The organism is Microbulbifer sp. MCCC 1A16149 (assembly GCF_050368945.1).
In the GTDB taxonomy this organism is placed as follows: domain Bacteria; phylum Pseudomonadota; class Gammaproteobacteria; order Pseudomonadales; family Cellvibrionaceae; genus Microbulbifer.
Map to the genome: position 1 here is coordinate 3,925,269 of NZ_CP185959.1, position 25,415 is coordinate 3,950,683.

Genomic DNA, 25,415 nt, shown 5'->3' on the forward strand with positions numbered 1-25,415 from the left:
ACAAGTGAAAACGAGCAGACGAGTAGCAATCGACTGTACATAAAATCCCCCAGGTAAAATTTTTTTCCGTTCCACCGAAGAGCGTTTCAAGGCGGAAGTGGCGTAGCTTTTTTTGCGGATCAATACCTCTCGCACAACTCGGGAACGGACTGCGTTGTGCTGCTGCAGACACGGCGAGAGGGGAGAACAATTCGCGCGGGGATGGAGGCTATAGATGCCACGAAATGCGAACAATGCCTCCTTTTAGGCATTTTGGGGGCTATTTTGCGCCTTTCTGATCAGGATTTAATCACATTGATGGCGTGATAAGCGTCACAGTCCGATGAAAAGAAGGCATCAGGAGGGGAAAGAAATAGGGCCAGGCACTCACGCTTATCAAACGGGAGTGCCAAATTAATCAGCGGACGGCGTTAGAACCACATTGACCAGAACAGTCGCACGACATGGGCGTTAAAGCTGTAGGTGGGCTCTTCGCCGGGGAGGTAATCGCCGCTGTTGTGCACGCGCACATCGTGGAAATTGTCGTAGTCGAACAGCACATAATCCCAGTAGAGATTGACGGTATTCCGACGATTAAACAGTGCCCAGCGCTCGGGGAGCTGGTAAGAGGCGCCGATGCCGATGGCGGTACTGGAAAAATCACTCAGTTCTTTGTCGCGGGCGCGGAAATTGGTGGCGTTCAGGTAGGGGAAAAGGTCACTGTAAAAGTCCGCCCCGTCCTGCTTGTAGTAACGCAGTTTGCCTTCGAGAATCAGGTTTTCGGATTCCAGCGGATGGGTATAGCGGAATTCGAGGTTGTCGGAACTGATCCCCCAGCTGTCCGCGTAGCGGCGATATTCACTCTTGATCGCGGCGCGGTAGGGTAAGCGGTATTTCGCGCGCAACGCGACCGCATCGCTGTTGCGTGTAGTGGGATACAGCTCGGCCTGGTAACTGAAACCGGTGCCGGAGTTTGGGTCCAGGTAGCGCACACTGCGATAGGGATTATTCAGGAAGCCTTCATCGGCCACCGTTTCCACACTGACCTCGGCAATCAGTTTGGTGGTGAGAATCTGGCTCCAGCCGAGAGAGTAGCGACGGTGCTCGGCCTGCTCGAGAAAGTTTTCGTCGCCATTGCGCATCACATCGTCGCTGCCGAGGCTGACGCGCATGGACAGGCTGCTGAGATCACCGAAGAAATCCTGGCTGATGCCAAAGCCGACGGTTTCCGCCTGGTAGTCGTTTTCACTGGAATTGGTGTAGCTGAGACTCATGGTGGTTTTTTCCACCAGGTAGTCGGCGCCCAGGGAAAACTCGTCGCGCTGCTCACTGTAGGGACTGGCGGTGGCCTGCACATCGATGGAGGCACCGGAAATCATGTCCACATAGTAATTGGCCGAAAGGGAAACCTTGTTGCCAATGTTCTTGCGCACCAGCACCGATGGGCCATCAATGGTGACACCGCCACCACTGTAGGCATGATACATGGTGTCGGCGCGCTCTTCTGGCAAGACCGCGCTGTTTGTACTTGTCGCGAACAGTGCAACAGCCAGCAGGCCGAGCAGTTTCTTCAGATCAGTTACAGCCACAACCGCCCCCGGAACCACCTTCCGCGCCCCGCGCAGCCTCACGCGCTTCGTACACATGGTTCATATAACCCGCTGCCACCGGATCCCGCTCAAAGCTCATGATCGGGTCCGCCAGGTAATGCCGCTCATAGGGCTTTACCCAGGGATCCGGCATCATGGTTTCACAGCCTGCCAGCAACAGAAGTGGCAACAGCAGAAGCGCGCGCTTGTACATGGCTTATTCCCGGATCAGTTCCTTGATGATTTTCTTGTACTCCGCTTCGTCGCCGCTGCGGTAGCCCTTGTGCACGTAGCGCACCTTACCGTCGCGATCGATGAATACGGAGCTCGGCATGGCTTCCACGCCGAACAGCTTGCTCACATCACTCTGGGAGTCGAACAGTACCGGGAACTCTACCGGAATCTTGTTCAGCATCGCCTGCGCATCTTCGCGGTTGGCATCGACATTGACACCCCATACCTGGAAACCCACGGGCTCGTAACGCGCGTGCAGGTCATTGAGCAGCGGCATCTCTTCACGGCAGGGACCGCACCAGGAGGCCCAGAAGTTCAGCATGATCACTTCACCGCGCTGTTCGCTCAGTTTGAGGTTGCCGTCTTTCAGGGACGCGAGGGTGAAGTCTGCTGCCGGGACGTTGGCGGAAGCGGGTGCGCCCGCGAGCAGGGCGGCACTGGTGCAGAGAGCGGCAATCAGTTTACGCATTGGAATTCTCCGGTTTTCTCAGTTGTTTTTCTGTGAAATTCACTGCGATCAGAAATAAATGGAAACACCCAGCTGGGCGGAAAGGTTGTTGGTGGTAATCGGCTCACCAAAAATTTCGTGCTCGAAAATGTGGTCGCGCACATCAAAACGCAGCGTCAGCCAGTCCTTGGTCAACATGCGCACCCCCACCCCGACGTTGTAGGTGAAATACTCTTCGTCGGCAAAGCTGGTATTGCCGATTCCACCGATCAGGTAAAGGTTGCTGTTCAGCGCCCACCGATCGAGGATAAAGATTTCGCCGGGCAGGAAATTCCAGGCCAGCGACAGGTTGTACAGGCTGAGATCGCGCTCGTCTTCGGTCAGCAGCGGGGCCGAACCACTCAGGCGCTCATAGCTGGACTCGCCCAGTTCGGTCTGCGCGTAGGCGGCCTCCATAAAGAAATCTTCATTGATGTGGTAGGCCAGGCTGCCGCCGATCATGCGGTTACTGCCGAAATCCTCCACGCTCATGATACCGCCCCAGTAGACGGTAACTTCAAAGTCCTCGCTGTCGATTTCCGCCTCGCGGATTTCACGACGCTCCAGATCCGGCGAGATGATCTCGTCAATCGTCGCATCACCCTGAGCACTGGCAATATTGGCGAAAGAAGCACTCGCGGCCAGCAACAGGCCAGCGAGTGTTACATGAATACGTCGAAGCCCAGTTTCCACTCGACTATCTCCTGATTATTTTCCCGCGAGGTGAGCAGGTAGTGATTGGCAACTTCCGCGCGCAGGGCAAAGCGGCGGGATAAGTGGGTGGTGACGCCGATGCCGCTGAGCATGGTGGTGTCCTGACGGTCTTCGGTGGCGACGATTGTGGCGTTGGGCGAGGTGATATTGATCCCGGTACCCAGCATGAAATACGGCGAGAGCCGCCACTCCGGAAACGGCTTGTGTAACAGAGCGACCTGGTAGGTCTGGCTATCGGAATAGGCACCGATGGTTTGCGCAGCACGCAGCTCCGCGGAGATATTGCCGGTAAAGCGGTAACCCAGTGAAATTCCCAGCGAATTCGCACCTTCGAAGTCACCGTAGGTAAAGCCGAAGCGCACGCCGCGGTCGCGGGCGTCATCTACGCCGGGAGCGGGTACCACCACCTGCTCACCTTCCACACCGTACACCGCATCCAGGTCGGCAATTTTTGCCCAGCCCATCTTGCCGGTGCGGGTCATGACCTTGACCCAGTCGGTGCGGCGTTTCAACAGCCATAACGGCTCGCCGTATTCCACCACCTGGTCGATGACATATCCGCGCCCGGGGCCGGTGTACAGGTTCAGGAATTCGGCACCCACAAATACTTTTTCGGTGTCGAAGGGGAGCTGCTGCGGTGCGCGATCACCAAACTGCTGCGCGGAGAAGCTCTCGGTTACCGGGGTTTCTCCGCTTGCCTGTTCTTCCGTGTCTGTCTGCGCCTGGACCAGGGAAACACTCAAGAGTCCTGCCAGCAATAGCGCCAAATTGGAAATCCTGTTTCCGGGCTGCCTGTTCATTGTTCAGTTGACCGGTGCATCAAAGGGGTTGTTGTAATACTGCGCACCGATATCCAGCCACTCTGAAATCAATCGCAATTCCGCTGCGGACAGCGCACCTGCATGGACGCCACCCGCTTCAAAGACGCGGAAGAAACGACTGGCGTTGGCGCCGGCCGTATCCATGATCCGCTCAATGTCGACGGTAACCATAACAGGAATCGGGTTGCCATCGGCATCCAAAATCAGCTCACCGTCTTCATCGGTCTCGAACAGCAGGTTACCGTCGTCATCGGTATCCTGTACAAGCACATTCTGTACCGCTCCGTCGCGCAGCTCTTGGGTAGGGTTATCGAAGATCAGCTCCACATAGGAGGTGCTGAAATTGGTATTTACCCCGGACTGGGAGGCGCTCAGGTCCAGCTGTCCCGGCGGCACCTGCGCCATGCCGGCGGCATCGCGGTTGCTGTGGCAACTGGTACAGGTCTGATCATCGATCACGTTGCCCATCGCATCGGTGATCTCCCGCGGCAGATCCCAGATCGGCTGGATATGCTCGGGGTAGTGGATGACGGTGCGGCAATCCGCGGTCCACTCACTCTGGCAGGCGAGACTGGTGGGCGCCGGGGTCGGCAGATCGCTGGTCAACAGTTCACTGCTCGGGTCTTTTTCCCGCAGCGCCGGGTCGGTCCACAGGTCGGCAAATTTCAGGTCGCCATCCAGAACGGGATGGCCGGCCACCCGCGCCATCAGCTGCGCCATGGTCTCCCCCATATCCGCAGTAAGTGCCGGCTCGGTGTTGGCGAACGGAGCGGCGCTGGTGGGCGCACCTGCCCACGCGGATTCCGGCTCTTTGTCGGTACGGCCGTGGGGCACCTCGCTGTCGCCGCTGTGACAGCCCTGGCATTTGCGGATCTCACCGGCGCGGAATTGCAGCCAGTTATTGTGGCGACCGACGATGCGACGGCCGTTGGCATCCACCACGGAAATAGCCAGTGGCATGTCCGCCGGGACCTTAACCCGCACCGAACCGTCGGGCTGGATCGGGGTATAGCCGATAATCTCACGCATCAACTGGGCGCGGCTGCGACCAAAAGCGGAGCGATCGAAATCGAGGGTATCGCGATCAGGAACACCCACTGCTTTGACGACGCGCAGGAATCGTGCGGGGCGTTCTGCGGCAGTGGTCTGCAGCGGATCTGCCAGCGCCGCTATATCCACCGCGGCAACACCGTCGAAATCGTACACACTGCGAATATCCAGAATCGCCATGCCCTCATCGAACAGGTCGCGGTCGATATCGATCCCGGGAATCGGCTGGGGGATAAATTCCGCAATCGGGCGGGTATCCGCGGTGACCGCTTCGCTGATCATCTGCCCTTCAACCGGCTGGATGATCGGGCGCTGAGTGCCCTCGCGGTAGTCGTAAATCCACAGGCCGTACAGGGGATCCGCAGGCACGATGTCCGGTGTCGCCAGCCACTCGTCGGTACAGGGTTGCGGCAGCTCTGTTTCCGGATCGATCACCCGGCACTCACTCCAGCTCACCAGCAGGCGGCTGGTACCGTCGTGAAACGCCCACGCATTGGCAAACAGGCCGTGGGGTGACAGGCCGCCGTCGGTAATCACCTGCTCGACGGACAGGGATTCCTGCCCCTGCAACACGCCCTGCTGTTCGGGCTCGCTGTAGGCCTCGGTAAAGTTTTCCGCATCGATTACTACCATATCGCCGCCGTAGGTAATCCCCTCCGGCGCGCGCAGGGTGACGAGTATGCGTCCGTCCGGCATCTGCTGGGGCTTGCTGAATGCGGCGGGAATCGGGTCCGGCCCGCTGCCGGTGCCAGTGGCCTGGCTGTGGTAGCCGTAGTGAAACTGCAGGTCGGTACCATCCGGCTTGACCGTGTACAGGCTCAGCCGGTCCACACCACCCATATTGTCCCAGCGACTGAACAGGATGCGGCCATTGAACAGCACGGTGGGGGACAGGTCGTGGCTCTGGTTGTAGGAGATCTGCTGGATATCGGTGCCGTCCGCTTCCATCACATGCAACACGAAAGCGGGCTCGTCGAGATTTTCTGCCAGCGCGGAGAACTGCGGCTTGTTGTCATCGAGCAACAGTGCCCGTGAGCGACGCTGGCGGGTGGAAGTGAAAACAAGGCGGCCATCCGGGAGGAACGCCGGTGCGATATCGTCTCCCTCCTCGGCGATCAGGTCGGACTGGATGGCGCGGGTCAGCTGCGCGGTTTCAAAATCGTATAGCCAGATGTTCCAGCTCGGCTGCTCGTCATCGTCGAGCCCTTCGATATCCGGCGCACGCATGGCGAAGGCGAGTTGCGCGCCATCGGCGGATACGGCCAGATCTTTTACGTCATAGCCGCCCTCGAACACGATACCGGCAGCTTCATCACTGACAAAAAGGTTTTCGGTAAGCACACGCTCGGGGGCCGAGGCGGTGGCGCGATCGCGCATCACCAGCTCGGCACCGGGATTGAAGGTAGAGGGTGCATAGAGGTCGCTGGTCACCAGCATATCGTCTTCGTCGCGGTTCAGTGTGCGGCGCACATAGACCACCGGGTAGTCCACGACCACCGGATCCTCAGCCTGATCACCGCCACCGAGGCCGGAGCTTTCACCGCTGCCACCGGAACAACCGGCGAGCAATAGCAAAGCCGCAAGCCCACCGGCCAGCGTATAGAATTTATTCAAGAATATACCCTCAATTTGGCTTGGCCCTTACCGCATTTTTATTCGTTTCGCAGTGGTTACTCACCGTCGCCGCGGCACCATAACTGGACTAACGTCCCACATAACAGGGCAAGCGTAATGGGTGCGATTCTCTCGGTTGACCCGTATTCTCTCAAGCGGTGCACACGGTTTTTGCCAACCAGAACACGATTTAAATTTTTACCGCTAGCCAATCACCCCACTTTCTTTAGTATCAGTGACCGGTCTCAAGACATAAAAAATACTGCGCTGGCATTACCCGCGTGGTAAAGAACCTTACGCGAACCAGCCCATGAAAATTAAATCGCCCGCTGCGCGCATGCTGCTCGCGGCGACCGCCTGTTTCAGCGCCTCGCTCAGTGCAATTGCTATTGCCGATCCGCAGGAGCAGGCCGCGCAGATCCACAGCCGTATCACCGGAGTCAAACCGAGCGTCGATGTCCTCAAGGCAATGGCCGAGGATATCGCTAACGGCAATGCCGGTTCGGCAGCCTACCGGGCGATGGAAAACGATGCCTTCTACGATGTGACCCTGAAAAACCTGGTCACTCCCTGGACCAATCGCGACGGGGACAACTTCGCTCCGCTAAACGATTACACGGCGACGGTGATCGGTATGGTGCGCGACGAGGTGGATTTCCGGGAAATCCTCTCCGGCGACATCATCTATACCGGCGCTTCCGGCCTCGGGCTACCCGGCTACAGCAATAGCGATAACGCGCACTATGCCGCGCTGGAACAGAGCGGCTACCCGCTGCAGACCGCGCTCGAACGCCACACCCAGTCCTCGGTAACCGGCCTGCCCGGGGATGCGACTGCCGGCGTGATGACCACACGGGGGGGAGCCAAAGCCTTCTTCTACGCGGGCACCAACCGCGCCATGTTCCGCTTCACGCTGATGAATCACCTGTGCCGCGACCTGGAACAGGTACACGATACATCGCGCCCACCGGATCGCATCCGCCAGGATGTCAGTCGCAGTCCCGGTGGTGACAGCCGCGTGTTCCAGAACAATTGCGTGGGCTGCCACAGCGGTATGGACCCCATGGCCCAGGCATTTGCCTACTACGACTACGTGTACGACGTGGAAAACGACCCTACCGGGGAAGACGGCCAGCTGGACTACAACCGCAGCGGCGATACCGACCCCGCAACCGGCACCCGGGTGAAGGCCAAAAACCACATCAACAGTGCCACCTTTCCCTATGGTTTCGTGATCCCCGATGACAAATGGGACAACTACTGGCGCGAGGGACCAAACATGCATCTGGGCTGGAGCAGCGCGCTGCCCGGGTCGGGCAATGGCGCCAAATCCATGGGACGGGAACTGGCCAACAGCGAGGCCTTCGCCCAGTGCCAGGTCACCAAAGTATTCGAGCAGGTCTGCCTGCGCGCACCGGAAGACAGCGCAGACCGCAATCGCATCGCGAGCATGACCGACAGCTTTACCGGCAACGGCTACAAGCTGAAGCAGGTCTATGCAGACGCTGCGGTTTACTGTGCGGGGGAATAATGCAATGAACTATGAATCCGCTGGCACACTTAAGTCGCTGCTGCTGTCCGCTGCAAACCTGCACGCATTGCTTACACAACCGCAGCTGAAAAAAACCCTACTGTTATCCACCGCGTTCAGCACCGCTCTGCTCGTCGCATGTTCCGGCGGCAGCGGCCAGTCCACCGAGACCCTGCCCGACACCAACCCGGATTCCGGCGATACCAGTTACTCCGGCCCCGCCCCGGAAAATGAAGACGTCCAGAATTACAAACGCTATATCTGGGACAATCTCGCCGCGGAAAATCGCTGCGGTAGCTGTCACGTCGAAGGCAACCAGAGCCCGCGTTTTGTGCGCGGCGACGATATCAACCTGGCCCACGGCGAAGGGCGCGATCTGGTAAATCTTGGCAGCCCGGAGGATTCGCGACTCGTCACCAAAGTGGTCAGTGGCCACAACTGCTGGTTGGCAAATGCAGATACCTGCGGTGAGATCATCACCAACTACATCGAGGAATGGGCCGCAGCGGCGGGCTCCGTGGCAAGCACCGTTACCCTGACGCCACCCACCGAGCGCGAAGTAGGCGCCAGCAAGAGCTTCCCCGCATCCAGCGGCAATTTCGCCACCACCGTCTATCCGCTGCTGCAAGAGTACTGTGCAAGCTGCCACAGCGAAGATGCGGAAACCGCGCAACAGCCCTATTTCGCCAGCAGCGATATTGACCAGGCCTACGAGGCATCCAAGGCGCGGATGGATCTGGATAACCCGGAAAACTCCCGCTTTGTGGTGCGCCTCGGCAATGACTTCCACAACTGCTGGAGCGACTGTGCCGAAAACGCGGATACCATGGCCGCAGCCATCAGGAACTTTGTCGACGGTATTGCGGTAACAGAAGTGGACCCAAACTGGGTCACCAGCAAGGCGCTGTACCTGACCGACGGCATCGTCTCCAGCGGCGGCGGCCGTATCGAGAACAACGCCATCGCCCTGTACGAATTCAAGTCCGGCAGCGGCACCACCGCTTACGACACTTCCGGGGTCAATCCCGCCATCGACCTCAGCTTGTCTGGCGATGTGGAGTGGCTCGGCTCCTGGGGTATCCAGCTGAATGGCGGCAAGGCACAGGCGTCCACTACCAGCAGTAAACGCCTGTTCGATACCCTCACCGGCACCGGCGAGTATTCCATCGAGGCGTGGGTTGCCCCGGCCAATGTGGTGCAGGAAGGTCCCGCGCGGATCGTCAGCTATTCCGGTGGCAACGATATCCGCAACTTCACCCTCGGCCAGGCGATGTACAACTACACCTTCCAGAATCGCAACGACGCCAGTACCGATGCCGATGGTATGCCCGCGCTGATTACCGACGATATGGCCGAGCGCGCCCAGGCAACACTGCAACATGTGGTGGCCACCTTCGACCCGATCAACGGCCGCCGCCTGTATGTAAACGGCGAGTTCACCGGCGATGCAGATCCGGTTGCCGCGGGACTCTTGTCCACCTGGGACGACACCTTTGCCCTGGCACTGGGCAGCGAGGTGTCCGGCGACAATGTATGGCAGGGCTCCATCCGCCTGCTGGCCATCCATTCGCGGGCACTGACCCAGGACGACATCCTGACCAATTACGAAGCGGGCGTGGGTGAGAAATACCTGCTGCTGTTCAAGGTGGAGGAGCAGACCGGTGTACCCCAGGGGTACGTGATGTTTGAGGTTCAGCAGTACGACAACCACGGTTACCTGTTCAGCGAACCCAAGTTCATCTCCCTGGAAGACGGCGCCTCTCCCGACGGCGTGATCATTCAGGGCATGCGTATCGGCATCAACGGTCGCGAGGCTGTTGTCGGCCAGTCCTGGGCGAATCTGGACACTACCGTGACCGCGGCGGAATACGATGCGGAAACCGGTCAACAACTGTCTCCGCTGGGCACCATCATCACCCTGGAAAAAGGCCCCACTGCGGACGAGTTTTTCCTGACCTTCGAGCGTCTCGGCGACGAGGAATTCGTGCGTGTGGAAGCTACACCGGCAGCACCCGCGGCGCCCGCAGACCTGACGCCGCAACCGCGCATCGGTATCCGCCGCTTCGAGCAGATTCACGCGGCACTGTCCGCAGCGACCGGGGTTTCCAGCACGCACCCGGCTGTGGTGGAAACCTGGCAGAAGGTGAAGCAGCAGCTGCCGGTGGAAGCGGATATTCGCGGATTCCTCGCGGCCCAGCAGATGGGTATTACCCAGCTGGCGGTGAAGTACTGCAGCACGCTGGTGGACGATACCAGTGCCCGCGCCAGCTATTTCCCGGGCTTCGATTTCTCGGCCGGTGCCGGCGAAGCGTTCGATACTGCCGCTGAGCGCGCGCAGGTGATCGATCCGCTGCTGGAAAACCTGCTCGGCCGGCCGATTGCCTGGCCCGCAGCGGTGGGCGGCCACACCGCGCAGCTGGCGACAGCACCGGACGAGAGTGCGGTACGCGCGGAGCTGGACAGTCTGATCGATACCATGACGGCGTGCGGCAGCGGCTGCGACGCGGATCGCACACCCACCACCGTGAAAGCGACCTGCGCGGCGGCGATGGGTAGTGCGATGATTTTGATTCACTGAGCACTTCGTAGGTTTTGTGCTCCGTAAGGGGCGGGACAAGCGTTACCCACCTGGCAAACAACCTGTCGGCAAATGTTTGCCAGGTGGGTAACGCTTGCCCCTGGTGCGGAGTCTTCGGGGAAATGCTGCTTACGATACGCAGAAAAGTTGTGAGCTGTCCCAGGCAGCCGCACCGCAACACATTTTTATAAACGGACTAATCCGAATTATCGGGATCCCGGAACAGCCATGAGCAAGAAAAAACATTTTGGATTGGACCAACCACTGCGTCATCCGGATCACCATCGTCCGGTGAGCCGACGGGATTTTCTCGGCCAGGGTTTTCGCGCAGGTATGGCGACGGTGCTGGGTGGCTCTGTCTTCAGCCTGTTTGCCAATCCGCGCTCGGCGCAGGCGGCCCTGTCTTCAGATCTGGAGGCGATGCGCGCTACCTGCGGAGTGAGTGCCAACGGCGCGGGCAAGATTCCGTTTATCTGTTTTGATCTGGCGGGGGGTGCGAATATTGCGGGCTCCAATGTGCTGGTGGGCAAGCAGGGCGGGCAGCTGGATTTCCTCAGCACGTCCGGCTACAACAAACAGGGCCTGCCCGGGGACATGCTGCCGTCGCTGACAGACGCTGCGGGCAATTCCTTCGTTAATCAGGATCTGGGCCTCGCTTTCCACAGCGACAGCCAGATGCTGCGCGGTATCCTGGAAAAAGTGGCTGCGGGCACTGCCAACGCCATCAACGGCGCGGTGATTCCGGCGCGCTCGGAAAACGACACCGGCAACAATCCCCACAACCCCATGTACGGCATTAACCGCGCGGGCGCCAATGGATCACTGCTCGCTCTTATCGGCTCCCAGACCAGCGAATCCGGTGGCAACTCCATGGCGCCGGCGGATCTGATCAACGCGGAAGTTCGTCCCACCAAGATCGACCGCCCTTCCGATGTCACCGGACTGGTCGATGTAGGAGACCTGGTGGGCCTGTTGAGCCAGGAAGATACAGTTGCGGTGATGGAATCCATGTACCGGATTTCCAATGCCAAGCTGGGCAAGGTCAACACCCGGGTGAGCAACGATGCGGTGATCAAGGACCTGGTGAAATGCGGCTATATGAAAAGTGCCGACCTCGCCGACCGCTTCGGTAACCCCAGCGCACTGGACCCGGCCCTGGACCCGGATATCGTCGGGCCCGCCGGGATTTTCAGCTCCGATGAATTCTTCGGTGATCGCGAATTTCAGAAAGCCGCTTCCACCATGAAGCTGGTGGTCAACGGTTATGCCGGTGCCGGCACCATTACCATGGGCGGCTATGACTATCACACCGGCGACCGCGCAACCGGCGAGCTGCGCGACCTGCGCGCGGGACGCTGTATCGGCGCCTGCCTGGAGTACGCCGCGCGCGTCGGCCAGCCGCTGATGGTGTATGTATTCAGCGACGGCTCGGTTTTCAGTAACGGCATGATCGACGATTCCGTCGAGGGCCGTGGCAAAGGTGTCTGGACCGGGGACAATCAACAAACTGCCGCGTCCTACTTCCTGGTTTACAATCCTGCCGGCCGACCCACCCTGCTCGGTGGCAGCGCCGACGAACAGGCGCGCCATCAGCAGCTGGGCTATATGCGCCCCTCCGGGGATGTGGAGACCGCGGGCAGCCCGGCTGCCAACAACGTCAACCAGCTGGTGCAGACAGTGGTGCTGAACTACATGGCCCTGCACGGTGAACAGGGTAGCTTTGCCAGCCTGTTCCCCAATCACGGCCTGGGTAACGCCAGCCTGATGGACAGCCTGACCGCATTTGCGCCGATCCGATAACGCGATTACCTGAAAAGAATTAACGATGTCCCTCGCCCGTATTTTTGCCCTGCTTGCCAGCCTGTTGTGCACCGGCCTCTCCCACGCTGAAGCGCAGCAAGATGGCTGGCACTACGACAAGCAGGCGATTATGGGCACCGAAGTGCACCTGCAGTTCTGGTATGAAAACGGGGCAACCGCTGAGACCATAACCAATGCGGTAATGGAAGAATTTCGTCGCATCGATGCCGCGCTCTCGCCGTACAAGGAAAACAGCGAGCTGTCCCGGGTAAACCGACAGGCCGGACAAGGGCCTGTGGATATCTCGCAGGAACTGGCATCGATTTTGGATAAGTCCCTGTGGTACAGCAAAAAGACCCAGGGCGCTTTTGATATTACCTATGCCACCCTGGGCAGCCTGTACGATTTTCGCAAAGGTGAAAAAGCGGATCGGGAAACCACGCAAGAGCTATTACCTTCGGTCAACTACCGACATATCAGCCTCGACCGTGAAAGCCGCAAGCTCGCATTTTTAGACAAGCGTACCAAAATTGATCTCGGTGGAATCGCCAAGGGTTATGCGGTGGATCGCGCCGTGGCAATCCTGCAACAGTACGGTGTGCAAAATGCCAGCGTCAGCGCCGGCGGCGATGCGCGGCTGCTGGGTGACAAGCGCGGTAAGCCCTGGCTGATCGGTATTCGTCACCCCCGCGACCGGTCAAAAAATGCTGCGGTTATTCCCCTGGAGAATACTGCCATCTCCACATCGGGAGATTACGAGCGCTTTTTTATCGACAGCGACGATCACCGCGTGCATCACATTTTCAATCCGGCTACGGGCAAACCCGCAGAAACGGATTCCAGTGGCAACGCCAGCGATAGCAACAAGCTGATCAGTGTCAGCGTGATCGGCCCACAAGGATTTGATACGGACCCGCTTTCCACCAGCGTATTCGTGCTCGGCAAGCAAAAAGGAATGGCATTGATCGAAGGCCTGCCCCAATTTGAGGCAATTGTTATCGACGCCAATCACCGGATGTTCTTTACCAGTGGGCTGCAACAGTAATTGCCAACTTTGTCACAACCGGAACGAGGCATCGTGACATAATCGTCCACCCAGCGACCAAGGAGTTTAAGGTTTCAACATGTTTTCCCCGCGTCATCTCGGCCCGATCCTGGCCCTAATTTCCCTGATTTTTGCAGGTGGCTCCGTGGCCCAGAGCGAGGACTTCCCCGAGGGCGACCTGGAAAGTCTCAAGCGCGAGGTGCTGAAACTGAACCGGGACCTGCTGGTACTGGAAGAGGACCTGCTGTTCCCGGCACAGAGCCAGGTGGCGGTATACCTGTCCATGGACGTGGGCCACTTCTTTGATCTGGACTCGGTCAAACTGCATATCGACAACAAACTGGTGGAAACCCACCTGTATACCGAACACCAGAAAAAGGCCCTGTTCCGCGGAGGCATACAGCCCCTGTTCAAGGGCAACCTCAAATCCGGTGAACACACCATCACCGCCTTCTTTACCGGTATCGGCCCAGAACAACGGCCCTACAAACGCGCCGCCACACTGGAACTGGCCAAGACCGACGAACCCGCCGTGATCGAATTGCGGATTTCCGATTCCGGCGGCAAACAACAGCCGGAGTTTACCGTCGTTCAGTGGCCCGCCCCCTGAGGCCGCCATGTCGTTCTCCGCTGTTATCAGAAAATCTCCGCTGGCACTGACCCTGGCCGCCATCGTCGCCAGCGCACCGCTGTGCGCCAGTGCCGAGGACACGAGCGAAGACAACGGCCGGGCCGCGGAAATCGCAGAGCCCGCCGCCAGCACACAGAAATTCCAGCAGGCGCAGGATATGCGCTACGGAACCGCGCTCTACCACTACTTCCAGGGCAACACCTTTGATGCCCTGAGTACCCTGATGGTCTCCGACCTGCGCGGCGATATTGTCCATCACAAAGACAACGCCGATTTGATTCGCGGCGGTATCAGCCTCGCATTCGGACTGGAGCGCCAGGCCGCAGCACTGTTTGAACAGCAGTTGCAGAAAACTGCGGATGACAGTAATCGTCAGCGCATCGCGCGCTTTCGCGAGATTGCCTGGCTGAAACTGGCGGAACTCAATTACCGCCAGCAAAACTGGGATACCGCGGCGTTGCAGCTGGAAAAGTCCGGTGCAATGCACCAGTCCGACCTGCCGCTCAATCTCGCCATCCGCAGCGGCGACCTGGAGCAGGCGCGAACCCTGCTGGACATGGCTACGCTGCCGGTTGCGCAACAGGTGCTGGGCCACAGCAATCTCGCCGCCGCTCTGGCGCGCCAGCAACAGCTTTCCGCGGCAGCCGATGAATACCGCCGCGCTGCGTCGCTAGTGGAACAGTATCCGGACGCGGATGACGAGTTGCGTATCCTGCGCGACAAGGCGCGTATTGGCGCCGGCTATGCACTGGCCCTGAACAACGACTACGCCGGCGCGGCACAGGAATTCCAGAGTGTACGCCTGGATACCCCCTGGTCTCCGCAGGCGCTGCTCGGCCTCGGTTGGGCCTCGGTCAACGGGGAGGAATACCAGCGCGCGGTGGATGCGCTGAGTTACCTGATCCAACAGAATCCGCTCTCGCCCGAAGTACAGGAAGCGCTGCTGGCACTGCCATTCAGTTACGAAATGCTGCGTCGCCCGAAACTGGCCCTGAAGGCCTATGAAACGGCGGAGCAAAAGTATCTGCAGGCACTGAGCGACCTGGACAACCTGTATCAGGCGTCGGATCGCCTGCAGTTTGCCGAAATTGATGTGGAAGAGAATATCGATCTGCGCCGCTACGGCTGGCTGGAAGATGCGAGAATGCCGGCGTTCATGCGCATCAACCGCAAATACCTGCAGCAGATGATGCAGAGCGACCGCCTGCAGTTGCAGTTGTCCGAGCTGCGCGACCTGCGCCACCTGAAGCAGGTGCTGGATCAGTGGCAGCAGCGACTGCCGGAATTCGACAACCTGATCGACGAGCGCGAACAGCGCCGTATCGCCATTGTCCAGCAACACGACAGCGCGCAGTACGATCAACAGGTGCAGATTGCCGAGCAGGAGCTGGCGACTCTGAAAGCGAGCCTCGCGCGGATTGAACAACAGCAGGACGGCCTCGCCATGCTGGCAGCGTCGGGCGGTGAGAACGCAGAATTTCTGGATATGCTGCGCGCTGCAGAAGCCCGCTATCAAAACCTCAGCAATGCCGGAAAAACCAGCAACTACCAGCGCCAGACCCTGGCCCGCGCACGCGGCATACTGCAGTGGCAGGCCGCCGAGCAATATCACGAAAACCTGTGGCAGAAGCGCAAGTCCATCGCAATGCTGGAAGAACAGCTGATCGACGCTGCGCGCCGCCAGCGCAGCGTCGCCCGCATCGCCGCTGAGGCGCCGCAACTGAACCTGCTGGCCGGCGGTATCGACAGTGCCAGCCAGCGCATAGCGCAACAATCCGACGCCATCGAGCGCGCCAGTGCAGCAATAGAAGCGAGCATCCGCAAGGACATGCGCACCGCGCTGGACCAAGCCAAGGTGCGGGTTGAGGGATATATGGCGCACGCGCGTTTGTCCATTGCACGCATTCAGGATGCGGCGGTACAGGGTATGTACGACCTGCCCCCGCAGCTCCCCCAGGCAGAAGAGGAATCGGTAAGCGACTCCCCTCCTGCGGCAATGGAGAGCCCTGCGGCAGAGCCCGAAAATCCAGGTCAGGCAAACGAATCCTCGACGCAGGAAACTGACCGCCCGAAACCTGTGAGCGAAACCCCGGAGCAGGCCACGCAAAGTCCTGCGCAGACGGAGGAAGAGTCGTGAAGTCCCTTTCGTCGCGCAATCACGCCCGCAATTTTCCCCACAAAAAAATACTCGCGCTGGCGGTTTGCGCCAGCGCACTGCTGGGCGGCTGTGCCAGCCAGTTTGAGGCCGGCACCACCCTGGCGGACCTGCCGGCAACCAACCTCGCGCCCGAGCCCTATGTGGTCGTGCCCAAGGTCGAGCTGCCGGAACTGATCGAGAGCTACGAAAACGCACTCGCTTCCAATACCGATCCAAAGACCCGTCGCCAGATCCAGTTGCGTCTGGCAGACCTCAATATGGAACGACTGGAACAGCTGCAGGAAGACAACCCGGAAATGGCGGTGGCCTACGGGGAGGCGGTGCGACATTACGAAGCCCTGTTGCAGACTTCCGCCGACGACGACTACCTCGCCTATCGACTGGCCCGCGCCCGCTCCCTGGATGGCAATACCCAGGGTTCGCTGGCGGCGCTGGAAAACATCGTCGCCGCCGCACCGGACTCGCCGTTTATTGCCGAGGCGCTATTTCGCCGCGGTGAAGCCGCGTTCGGACGCAAGAATTATCGCGCTGCAGAACAGGACTTTGCAGCGGTACTTGCCCAGGGCGATACCCCGTTTGCGCGCAACGCACGCTATATGCTCGGCTGGAGCCAGTTCAAGGACGCCCGCTACCGGGATTCCAGCGAGACCTTTCTGGTTCTGATGGATGATCTGCTGGCAGAAAACCAGCCGCAGTCACGTCCGCTGGATCAGTTGGAAAAAGGCGAGCGCCGACTGGCAGACGACACCCTGCGTGTACTCGCACTCGGCTTCAATTACCTGGGCGGTGCCGAGGTGATCGAGTCCTTTACCCCCGGGTCTGGACCCCGCTCCTACCACCATCTGCTGTATCGCGGTCTCGGTGACTGGTACGCCGAGAGCGAGCGCTATCGCGATGGTGCACAGACATTCCTCGCATTCGTGGAGCGCTACCCGCAGAGTCGCGAGGCGCCGCACATGCATGTGCGCGCGGTGGAAATTCTGCAGCAGGGCAATTTTCCCAGCGAGGTCATCCCGGCCAAGCGCGCGTTTGTCACCCGTTACGGTATCCGCAGCCAGTACTGGGCCGCCGCCGACGACGGCCAGCGTGAACAGCTGAAATCCCAGTTGAAACCGTGGCTGGAAGAGCTGGCCCGGTTTGACCACGCCCGAGCCCAGGCACTCGCCCTCGAGGGCTCCAAGAGCAGGGGCAATTCTAAAGCAGCAGCCAAGGCATCGCAGGATTCCCGCGCGGCCTTCCTGAGCGCCGCAGCACTGTACGGGGAGTTCACGCAGACGTTCCCCGACGACGAAAAAACCCCGCAGCTTACCTTCCTGATGGCGGAAAGCCTGAACGAAGCGGGCCAGTATGCGCAAGCATTTGGCGCTTACCGACGGGTGGCGTGGGACTTTGCCGAGGAAACCGGCAAGGCGCCCGCGGAAGCCACCGAAGCAGGTTACGCGGCCATCCTGATGGCCGGTGCAATGCACAAGCAGGAAAAGCACCCGGAACAAGCCAACCTGTGGCTGGACAGGAAAACCGAAACCAGCCTGCGCTTTGCCGATACCTGGCCGCAGGATCAGCGCGCACTCGCGGTGCAGCTGGACGCCGCACACAACCTGTTCGAACAGTTCCGTCACGCCGAAACCATTGCCGCAGCGGAAAAAGCCGCGGGCTGGCAACCGCCACCCGACGCCAAGCAGCGCCGCAGTATCCTGATGCTGCTGGGACACAGCTATTTCGAAATCGACAACTTCGCCGCCGCGGAGACCGCCTATACCCAATTGCTCGCCGGTATGGCCTCCACGGATCCGGAATACCTGAACACCCGCGACCGCCTGCAGTCCTCTATCTACAAGCAGGCCGAGATCATTCTCAAGCAGGTACACCTGACCACCGACAGCATGGAATTCGTGGCGCCCACGGAAGAAGCCATTGCGCTGTTGTTGCGCGTGCGCAACAGCGGCCGCTCGTCCATTGCCGCCACCGCCCAGTACGATGCCATTACCCAGCTGGTACGCCTGCAGCGCTGGCCACAGGCACGCAGCGAACTGGCCGATTTCCGCCAGTACTACCCGGACCACAAGCTGACGCCTTCGCTGGCGGCGAAAGCGGTGGCTATCTATCAGGGACTGGATATGCCCGACGCCGCTGCCGGCGAGCTGATGACCATGGCAGCCAAGGATCCCAGCCCTGCGGTGCGTCGCGATTCCCTGTATATGGCCGCGGAGCTGTACCAGCAGTCCGGCAAGACCTCGCAGGCAATCGATGCCTATTCCCAGTACACCCGGCAATGGCGCGAGCCCGCGCTGCAGAATCTTGAGGCCCAGTACCAGCTCGTAACCCTGTACGAACAGGCCGGCAACCAGCGCGAACGCAACCTGTGGATCCAGAGCCTGGCCGGCAACAAGGTTTCCGAACCGCGCGGCCGCTATCTCGCTGCTTACGCGCGCAATGAGCTGGCGGAACAGAGTTATGCGCGCTTTGCCCGGCTGGCGCTTACCCTGCCGCTCAAGCAGAGCCTGAAAAACAAAAAACAGGCAATGGAAGCCACCGTGGCGGACTACCGCAAGGTGCTGGATTTCGGCATTGCCGAATTCACCACCGCGGCCAACTTCCGCCTCGCCGAGGTCTATCGCCAGTTGAGCCGCGACCTGATGGATTCCCAACGCCCCAACGGGCTGGGGCCACTGGAGCTCGAACAGTACGAAATTCTGCTGGAAGAGCAGGCCTTCCCGTTCGAAGAGAAGGCCATCGAACTGCACGAGGCCAATGTTCAGCGCACTGCCGACGGTGTCTACGACGAGTGGGTGAAAAACAGCTTCTCGTCCCTGGAAAACCTGCTGCCGGCGCGCTACCGCAAACCGGAATCGACTGTGGAGTGGAGCGATGCGGCCTACTGATATGAAACGACTCTCGCGTTTTGTCCATATTGCCGCCGCTGTCAGCTGCGCACTTTTGCTGGCCGCCTGTGCGGGCAACCCGTCGACACCGGAATCGGAAGCCACCGAGCCCGCCGTACCGCTGGTGGACGAAAACGGCGAGCGCGTGCTGCGACCCAATCCCTACCTGGCGGACCCCGCCAATGTGCCGGCCGCGGCGCAACAGGCAATCGCCCAGGCACGCACCCAGTTTGGCCAGCAACAGTACGTCGCTGCGGAATCCACCATGCAGCAGGTGGTTGCGCAGTGGCCGCAACTGTCCGGTGCATGGCTGAACCTGGCCAAGGTGCAGTTGAAGCTGGAGCAGTCGGAAGCCGCAGAGCACAGCCTGCAGCAGGCCATAGCCGCTAACGAAAACAATGTGTTCGCGTGGAATTCCCTGGGAGCACTGTTGCGCGACCGCGGTCGCTTCGAGGAAGCGCGCGAGGCGTACGGCAACGCACTCGCCCGCTGGCCGGATTTCGCACTGGCCCACCGCAATCTCGGAATCCTTTACGATCTTTACCTGCACAAACCGGAACAGGCCTTGCATCATTACCGCGAAGCCAAGGCGCTGGAAAATGAGGAAGACAGGGTGCTGGCAGGCTGGATCATGGACCTGGAACGGAGGCTGTAACCCGTGAAAAGATTGCCAATTCTGCTGTTACTATGCGCCGCTGCAGCTACTGCGCAGGATGGTGAGGGTGAAATCATCACCCTGGAATCCACCATTATCGGCAGCCAGGAACAACCGAAAGTGTTGTACATCATCCCCTGGAAGCAGGCCAACAGCCTGGAAAAAATTGAAAGTACTATTCCCGACGCAATCAGTCATACATTCCGACACCAGGAATATTCCGAGCTGAAACGAGAAATGGAATTGCTGCAGCCGCAAGAGTCCGAGGAATAGAAAGCAAAGCGCTCGACAGCAACGACTGCCATCCAGCGAAATAACCAAATTACGATTTCAAGGCCGGGTGCCTGGCAGCCGGTTTTCTTCTTTTTTAACAACAAAAAATCTTTACGTCCCGGAGATTTGACCATGGAATTTTTCAACACACTGCTGCGTTTCTTTCAGACCGGCGGCCCATTCATGTACCCCATCGCGCTGGTACTGGTGATCGGTATTGTGCTGGTAGTGGAGCGCTGGGTATTCCTGTCCCGCGCCAAGCTCGCCAACCGCCGCGCCTACGGCCAGATTCTGCCCATGATGCAACAGCGCAACTTCGCCGCCGCACTCAAGTTCTCACAGAATGAAAAGGCGCCCATGGGCCAGCTCGTGGCCGCCGGTATTTCTACCGCACAGCATGCGCGCAAGGATGAGAATATCGCGATGGCGATCGAAGAGAGTATTCTCGAAGCGGTACCGCGCCTGGAAAAGCGCACCAACTACCTGGCCACCCTCGCCAATATCGCAACACTGCTGGGTCTGCTCGGCACCATCATCGGTCTGATTGCGGCATTTACCGCGGTAGCCAACGCCGATCCCTCCGAAAAAGCCTCCATGCTCTCCTCCAGTATTTCCGTGGCCATGAACACCACGGCCTTTGGCCTGATCTCTGCGATTCCGTTGCTGCTGGCCTACTCCATGCTGCAGAACAAAACCAATGAGATTATCGATAGCCTGGAAATGGCCGGGGTGAAGTTCCTCAACCTGATTACCCTGACCCGCGGCCAGAAAGCTGACGCTGCAGCGCGCCCCGCGGCAAAAGCGGCAACTCCCGCGTAAACGGACGTCCTCACACGCAAAACGTAATCCGATAAATAGTCAGATAACAAGAGAGAGCCATGGCTATCCGACGCAGGCTGGAAACCGATCCGGATCTGGACATCACCTCGTTTATGAGCCTGATGACCGTGCTGGTACCCGTATTGCTGCTGAATATGGTGTTCTCCCATATTTCCGTACTCAACCTCAATCTTCCCGGGTTGAGCGATGCCAGTGTGGAAGAACAGAAAGAAAACCGGCAACTGGAACTGGTGCTGCGCGCCGATTACATCGACATCAACTATCCGGCGGGAATCCGCGTAAAGCGTATTTCCAACCGGGACGGCAAACCGGATTTCAAGCTGGTGTCCGATGTATTGCAGGAAGTGAAGCGCAGCCTGCGGGAAAAAGATATCGACAAGAAAGACCTGGTCATTCTCTCTGAGCCCGGCACGCCCTATCGCACCCTGGTGAGAGCCATGGATACCGCGCGCTCGTTCCGCGCGGTGGTAGCGGCTTCGGTAGTGGACGCAGAACTGTTTCCTCAGATTTCTCTCGGCGATGCACCCGCACCGGGTGAACAGGCCCAAGACCAGCTGGCAGGCAAGTGATATGAAAGCGACGATCGGCGGCAAGCTGAAAGGGCGCAAGCAGCGCCGGCATAAACAGACAAAACTGAACCTGGTTTCCCTGATGGATATTTTTACCATCCTGGTGTTCTTCCTGCTGGTGAACTCCTCGGATGTGGAAGTGCTGCAGGCGGACAAGACCATTACGCTCCCGGAATCCACCTCCACCGAAAAACCGGAGACCACCACCGTAGTGCGGGTAAATGGCGACCAACTGCTGGTGGGCAACCGGATGATCGCAAAAGTAACCGACATCGCGGCGGATCAGGAGCAGATCAAACCGCTGCTGGCTGAACTCAAATACCTGGCCAGCCGCGCCGAACCCCTGCCGGAAGACAAGCAGGCGGTGGGGCGCCCGGTGACCATTCTCGGCGACGAGGAGGTACCCTACGCACTGCTTAAACAGATCATGAACACCTGTGCCGCTGCGGACTACCGGGATATCGATCTCGCTGTTACCCAGACGGCGCCACAGGACCCGGCCACACCGGCTGCCGGTCAATAGGGGAGGGGCGCAACTGTATGACGACTTTCGCTTCTCACTCTTCTGCCGCTGGCCGCTCCGCACTGATGCCGTGGCACTACTACAACTCGGTTTTACCCTGGGCCTCTACCGAGGAAGAAGACCAGCGCTTTAAAAAATACCTGAAAAGCGGATTGGCCGCATTTGTGGTAATCGGTGCACTGCTCACTTTTATACCGGCGCCGGAACTGACCCGGGAACAGGCGGAAAAGCTACCCCCACAACTGGCGCGGGTAATTCTGGAAAAGAAAGAGCTTCCCAAGCCGGTGGAAAAACCCAAGCCCAAGCCGGTGGAAAAGAAGCAGCCAAAACCCAAAGAGGCAATAAAGGAAAAACCGAAGCCGGTCGAAAAACCGAAACCCAAGCCGGAACCGATCAAGACGGTAAAACCGAAACCGCTTAGCGAGAAGGCGCCGGCCGCAGAGGTTGCCAAGGCCCGCGAAAAAGCAGCGAATAGCGGACTGATGCAGCTGCAGGATGACCTGATGGATATGCGCGATAGCCTCGACGTCTCCGAAGTCGCCAGTGCCAACAGCCTCGCCAGTGGCGCCAGCAAGGCACAAAAGATCGACCGCTCGCTGATCAGTGATCAATCCAAGGCATCCAGCGGCGGCATCAATACCGGACAGCTGAGCCGCAATACGGGCGGCTCTGCATTGTCCGGTCGCGAAACTACCCAGGTGGAAGTGGCGCAAGCGACAGAAGCTGCCAAGGCCAGCACCAAGCAGACGCGTCGCGAGCGCGGTACCCGCGGTGAGGAGTCCATCCGTCAGATCATGGAAGCCAATAAAGGGGCCATCTTCGCGATTTACAACCGAGCCCTGCGCCGTGACCCGACACTCGCGGGCAAGGTAACGGTGAAACTGGTCATCGAGGCCAACGGTACTATTTCTGCAGTGAGCCTGGTCAGCAGTGAGCTGAACAATCCAGATCTGGAGCGCAAGCTACTGGCGCGTATCCGCCTGATCAATTTCGGCGCTGCCAATGTGGAGAAATCCACTTTGAATTACTCCATCGACTTCCTGCCGTCCTGACGGGCGGCAGCCGCATACTTTATAGGCAGCCCCCCAAATACCCCACGATATCGATGCCCGGCCAGCCCCCAAATATTGGCCGGGCCATTCCTTCGGGGGTATCCGCCGACCCGTCCTCAACTCATTGCACACCCACAAACCATTCTTTCCTGACATAACAGCCAATTGCCCTCACAGACTGCCTACCAACGCCAATTAATGTTGATAAGTGCGCGCCAAATCTGATACAAAAGTCCCAACTATTTTGTGATGACCGTCACATAAGGGTGCTCGGCGGCTGTATGACCATAGTCAGACGTAGCCAGCACGCCGCAGAAGCCAGATATAAAAACAGGAAAGGACTTCACCCGTGGCTGATGAAGATCTTGGGCAGCGCCCGCAAACCGAGCTTCTGACCGGTGTATGGAAGAGCCGCAGCGAGTTGTTCGCAAAGCGCAGAACCGAACTGGCACAGCTGAAGATCGATGAGCTGATCAGTTCAATTTTTAGTAACGGTCCTTTTTACCACTATGTGTTCGACCTGTATGACCTGGACCTTGTTTACGTCAGCCCACAGGTCGAGCAGCTTCACGAGCTGGATCTGGAAACCATCACTTTTCAGGATATCCTCGACCAGATACATCCGGATGACATGGATTTTGTCGCCCGTGCCGAGGCCACCGCCATCCGGATTTTCCAGCAGAAAATCGGCAAAGAAAAAATCACTGACTACAAGATTTCTTACTGTTTCCGCTTTCGAGTCAAAGACGGTAGCTATCGTCTGTTTAACCACCAGGCGGTTGTTCTAAGCACTGATTCCCAGGGCGCTATCGGTAAGGCACTTAACGTGCACACGGATATTTCACATCTGGCCGCGGAAAATAATTACCGCGTATCCCTAATCGGTATGAATGGTGAGCCTTCCTATCTGGACCTGGAGGTCGATGGTAGTCTCGAAGATGCTGTGCCCACTCGACCAGTGTTCAGTGAACGGGAAATGTCCGTCATACGCCTGGTTGCGCAGGGGCTAACCAGTGCCGAAATCGGCAAAGAGCTGGCGCTATCTGAATACACCATCAAGAACCACCGGAAACGCATCCTGAAAAAAGCCCGCTGCCAGAATATGAGCCAACTGCTGGCCACCTGTATTACCGAAGGGCTGATCTGATTGACCGGATAAATGTGCCTTTACGGCGAATAAAGTTTTCTATATACCGGGCTCTGTTTTCGCCGGCTTGCATACCCGGCGCAAACAGAACTCGAATCAAAATAAAGACAGAACAAAAAGAAAAGGGCAGTACCCATGGGGGCAGACGAGTCGCAACCGGGACACAACCTGATACAGCGAGCCTGGCGCAATGTGCCGGACTTTTTCGCACGACGGGATATCGTTTTACCACAGCGGCAGCTGGACCAGTTTATTGCAGCCACGTTCAGTACTGGCGCATCCTATTACTATGTGCTCGATTTTCTGAACGTCGACCAGCCCATGTTTGTCAGCGATTCGGTTGAAAGGATTCTCGGGCTCCCCCCTACCAATACCAATATCCAGAGCATCATTGAGCGGGTGCACCCTGAAGACGTGACGTTTGTCTCCCGCGCAGAAGAAGCGGCCATTACCATTCTCAGTCGGGATATCGGTATGGAACAGGTCAAGAATTACAAGATATCTTATTGCGCGCGCCTGAAAACCAGAGATGGCAGCTACCGACTTTTCAACCACCAGGCTCTGATCCTGGCGACAGATGAAACCCACGGTGTAGCCAAGTCGCTCGGTATCCATACGGATATCACCCACCTGACCACGGCCAACAATTACAAACTGTCATTGTTGAATATATTCGGTGGCGAAAGTTACCTGAATATCGATGTATTCGATGAAAACAACAATCCCATGGCGGCCCCATCTCCGTTCACCGACAGGGAGAATGATATTCTGCGGTTACTGGCTCAGGGAAAAACCAGTATCGTCATTGCAGACACCCTCAAAATTTCCCCCAATACCGTCAAGAATCATCGGAAAAACATTCTAAAGAAGGCCGAGTGCAAGACCACAGGTCAGCTGATTTCGAAATGTATCAGTGAGGGATTGATCTGATAGTCCCTTAAACAACCCGGCCGAAGAAAGTTACCGGTGTTAATCTGCAGCGATTGCAAAGATGCAAGGAAGCATGGGAGTAGGAAAGACTGGAATAGCGTGACGCCATTCACGCATTTGAGCTCGAAATGGCTATTGTTGAAAAGTGAAAGTGAGCGCAAGCTAACTCCTGAGCATGCCGGTCTCTGTTCTGTAGAGCCCAGCCGGCAGGTAAGGATACCGCGCTCACCAACAAATTTTCATCCTGTGAGTTGGTTTAGGCCGCAAGGTCCGCTCTGGGCAAGCCGGGACGCTTGCCACAGAGCATTTTTAT

Annotated in this window: 21 protein-coding genes; 15 read left to right on the forward strand and 6 right to left on the reverse strand. The window is 58.5% G+C overall.

Annotated features, from left to right (window positions below; translation table 11 throughout):
* Positions 1–410 precede the first annotated feature (410 nt).
* Genes ACONT6_RS16155 through ACONT6_RS16180 form a run of 6 tightly spaced genes read right to left on the reverse strand, consistent with a single transcriptional unit; the run spans position 411 to position 6,488 of the window.
* A complete protein-coding gene (locus tag ACONT6_RS16155) occupies positions 411–1,568 on the reverse strand; it encodes a DUF3570 domain-containing protein (protein WP_428819447.1) in 1,158 nt (385 codons plus the stop codon).
* Positions 1,555–1,782, reverse strand: coding sequence for a DUF4266 domain-containing protein (locus tag ACONT6_RS16160; protein WP_181255002.1), 228 nt, complete (start codon positions 1,780–1,782; stop codon positions 1,555–1,557). The genes ACONT6_RS16155 and ACONT6_RS16160 overlap by 14 nt, the downstream gene beginning before the upstream one ends.
* Positions 1,783–1,785: 3 nt before the next feature.
* The gene (locus tag ACONT6_RS16165) at positions 1,786–2,271 is read right to left on the reverse strand and encodes a TlpA family protein disulfide reductase (RefSeq protein ID WP_181255001.1); all 486 of its coding nucleotides are present in this window, start codon (positions 2,269–2,271) and stop codon (positions 1,786–1,788) included.
* A gap of 48 nt (positions 2,272–2,319) precedes the next feature.
* Complete coding sequence (locus tag ACONT6_RS16170; RefSeq protein WP_428819448.1) at positions 2,320–2,982, reverse strand: outer membrane beta-barrel domain-containing protein; 663 nt, start codon at positions 2,980–2,982, stop codon at positions 2,320–2,322.
* A complete protein-coding gene (locus ACONT6_RS16175; RefSeq protein WP_428819449.1) occupies positions 2,952–3,746 on the reverse strand; it encodes an SH3 domain-containing protein in 795 nt (264 codons plus the stop codon). Before ACONT6_RS16175 ends, ACONT6_RS16170 begins: the two co-directional genes overlap by 31 nt.
* A gap of 60 nt (positions 3,747–3,806) precedes the next feature.
* Positions 3,807–6,488, reverse strand: coding sequence for a hypothetical protein (locus ACONT6_RS16180; protein ID WP_428819450.1), 2,682 nt, complete (start codon positions 6,486–6,488; stop codon positions 3,807–3,809).
* 310 nt (positions 6,489–6,798) lie between these two features.
* On the opposite strand from ACONT6_RS16180, the gene ACONT6_RS16185 reads away from it, so the two are divergent.
* The 15 genes from ACONT6_RS16185 (at position 6,799) to ACONT6_RS16255 (ending at position 25,102) form a co-directional block, all read left to right on the forward strand.
* Positions 6,799–8,019, forward strand: coding sequence for a hypothetical protein (locus ACONT6_RS16185; RefSeq protein WP_428819451.1), 1,221 nt, complete (start codon positions 6,799–6,801; stop codon positions 8,017–8,019).
* Positions 8,020–8,023: 4 nt separating this feature from the next.
* Positions 8,024–10,597: a LamG domain-containing protein gene (locus ACONT6_RS16190; protein ID WP_428819452.1), complete on the forward strand. Its 2,574-nt coding sequence runs from the start codon at positions 8,024–8,026 to the stop codon at positions 10,595–10,597.
* 228 nt (positions 10,598–10,825) lie between these two features.
* Entirely contained in the window at positions 10,826–12,397 is a 1,572-nt protein-coding gene (locus tag ACONT6_RS16195; protein WP_428819453.1) for a hypothetical protein, read from the forward strand.
* A gap of 25 nt (positions 12,398–12,422) precedes the next feature.
* Positions 12,423–13,442, forward strand: coding sequence for an FAD:protein FMN transferase (locus ACONT6_RS16200; protein ID WP_428819454.1), 1,020 nt, complete (start codon positions 12,423–12,425; stop codon positions 13,440–13,442).
* Positions 13,443–13,521: 79 nt separating this feature from the next.
* Positions 13,522–14,052 (forward strand): AraC family transcriptional regulator, encoded by a 531-nt coding sequence (locus ACONT6_RS16205; RefSeq protein ID WP_428819455.1) that lies wholly within the window; start codon positions 13,522–13,524, stop codon positions 14,050–14,052.
* Between the two features lie 7 nt (positions 14,053–14,059).
* On the forward strand, positions 14,060–16,210 hold the full coding sequence (locus tag ACONT6_RS16210) for a hypothetical protein (RefSeq protein WP_428819456.1): 2,151 nt from the start codon (positions 14,060–14,062) through the stop codon (positions 16,208–16,210).
* Positions 16,207–19,113 carry a tetratricopeptide repeat protein gene (locus tag ACONT6_RS16215; RefSeq protein ID WP_428819457.1) on the forward strand — a complete coding sequence of 969 codons (2,907 nt, stop codon included), beginning with the start codon at positions 16,207–16,209 and terminating at the stop codon, positions 19,111–19,113. The genes ACONT6_RS16210 and ACONT6_RS16215 overlap by 4 nt, the downstream gene beginning before the upstream one ends.
* A gap of 1 nt (position 19,114) precedes the next feature.
* Positions 19,115–19,768, forward strand: coding sequence for a tetratricopeptide repeat protein (locus ACONT6_RS16220; protein ID WP_428819458.1), 654 nt, complete (start codon positions 19,115–19,117; stop codon positions 19,766–19,768).
* A 3-nt stretch (positions 19,769–19,771) separates the two neighbouring features.
* The gene (locus ACONT6_RS16225; protein ID WP_428819459.1) at positions 19,772–20,041 is read left to right on the forward strand and encodes a hypothetical protein; all 270 of its coding nucleotides are present in this window, start codon (positions 19,772–19,774) and stop codon (positions 20,039–20,041) included.
* Positions 20,042–20,173: 132 nt separating this feature from the next.
* Positions 20,174–20,860, forward strand: coding sequence for a MotA/TolQ/ExbB proton channel family protein (locus ACONT6_RS16230; protein WP_181254991.1), 687 nt, complete (start codon positions 20,174–20,176; stop codon positions 20,858–20,860).
* Between the two features lie 59 nt (positions 20,861–20,919).
* The gene (locus ACONT6_RS16235; RefSeq protein ID WP_428819460.1) at positions 20,920–21,450 is read left to right on the forward strand and encodes an ExbD/TolR family protein; all 531 of its coding nucleotides are present in this window, start codon (positions 20,920–20,922) and stop codon (positions 21,448–21,450) included.
* Between the two features lies 1 nt (position 21,451).
* Positions 21,452–21,973: an ExbD/TolR family protein gene (locus tag ACONT6_RS16240; protein WP_428819461.1), complete on the forward strand. Its 522-nt coding sequence runs from the start codon at positions 21,452–21,454 to the stop codon at positions 21,971–21,973.
* Positions 21,974–21,990: 17 nt separating this feature from the next.
* Positions 21,991–23,025 carry an AgmX/PglI C-terminal domain-containing protein gene (locus tag ACONT6_RS16245; RefSeq protein WP_428819462.1) on the forward strand — a complete coding sequence of 345 codons (1,035 nt, stop codon included), beginning with the start codon at positions 21,991–21,993 and terminating at the stop codon, positions 23,023–23,025.
* Between the two features lie 349 nt (positions 23,026–23,374).
* Positions 23,375–24,172 carry a LuxR C-terminal-related transcriptional regulator gene (locus ACONT6_RS16250; RefSeq protein ID WP_428819463.1) on the forward strand — a complete coding sequence of 266 codons (798 nt, stop codon included), beginning with the start codon at positions 23,375–23,377 and terminating at the stop codon, positions 24,170–24,172.
* A gap of 135 nt (positions 24,173–24,307) precedes the next feature.
* Positions 24,308–25,102 (forward strand): LuxR C-terminal-related transcriptional regulator, encoded by a 795-nt coding sequence (locus tag ACONT6_RS16255; RefSeq protein WP_428819464.1) that lies wholly within the window; start codon positions 24,308–24,310, stop codon positions 25,100–25,102.
* Positions 25,103–25,415 lie beyond the last annotated feature (313 nt).